Source organism: Oleiphilus sp. HI0125 (assembly GCF_001635355.1).
The window spans coordinates 1-880 of record NZ_LWGF01000996.1; the positions used below are offsets into that span (position 1 = coordinate 1).

The 880-nt window shown below is 42.4% G+C and carries 1 protein-coding gene; it reads right to left on the reverse strand.

Going from position 1 to position 880, the window contains the following annotated elements:
• Positions 1-761: DUF6160 family protein (locus tag A3762_RS17120; RefSeq protein ID WP_156493543.1), on the reverse strand; the 761-nt coding region annotated here is incomplete at its 3' end.
• Positions 762-880 lie beyond the last annotated feature (119 nt).

An 880-nucleotide genomic window follows, 5' to 3' on the forward strand; every position in this document is an offset into this window, starting at 1 on the left:
TCTGAAGTCATCCATTCCGTCGCTTGTTTCTGGAAGCCAATAAAGAAGTCTTCAGTGTATTCCACTGCACCTGTGTCGGCGTTTCGCTCACCAATATCAAGTGTTTTGAAATCACCTAAGTCATAGCAATACCAGCCTGTTGAGCAATCTGTCGTACCACCGGTAAATTCGCGAGCCACACCGAAATTTGTTGATCTAGAGTTATCAGGATCACCTGCCGCATTCAGAAGCTGCGACTCGTAACGAGTTCCAAAGTCATCAACAATGTCCATCTCAACATTGCCTGAAATACTTCCAAAATCGCCAGACAACTGACCTCTCGCTTCGCCAAAACCAATACGAAAACCGATCAGCTCATTATTGTCGTCTCGTGCAATTTCAAAATATGGATCATTCAGCTCAAACGGAATAATTTCATTCACGTCATAGGTATTACCATCAAGCTGAACTTTAGATGAATCTGTAGAAATCGAACCCAAGCCGAGGTTTGAAACTTGTAAATCAGCCTCAAGACTTTCGCCTGTTTTTGCATAGCGGCCCGCCTCAAGATTATCGATATTCATTTGGATCTCAGCTTCCATACCCAACGTTACACGGGTATAACTTGTCGATCCTATTTGGTCTACATCAAACGCTACAGCCGCTTGACCAGATACTTCGCCAAATTCTTCATCAGAAATAGGACGCAGTTCAGCAGACGCAACGACAGGCATCAACGCCAGGGTTGCCAACACTAAACTTAACTGGTTCTTCGCTTTCAAAATCACGTCTATATGAGCCTTTTCTACCTTCTTCTGTTCGGCAATTTAAAAAAATAACTGCGTAAGTTCTTATTGTTTTAATGTTTGTTCTTATATTTCAGAATGTAACTGTACCCGAA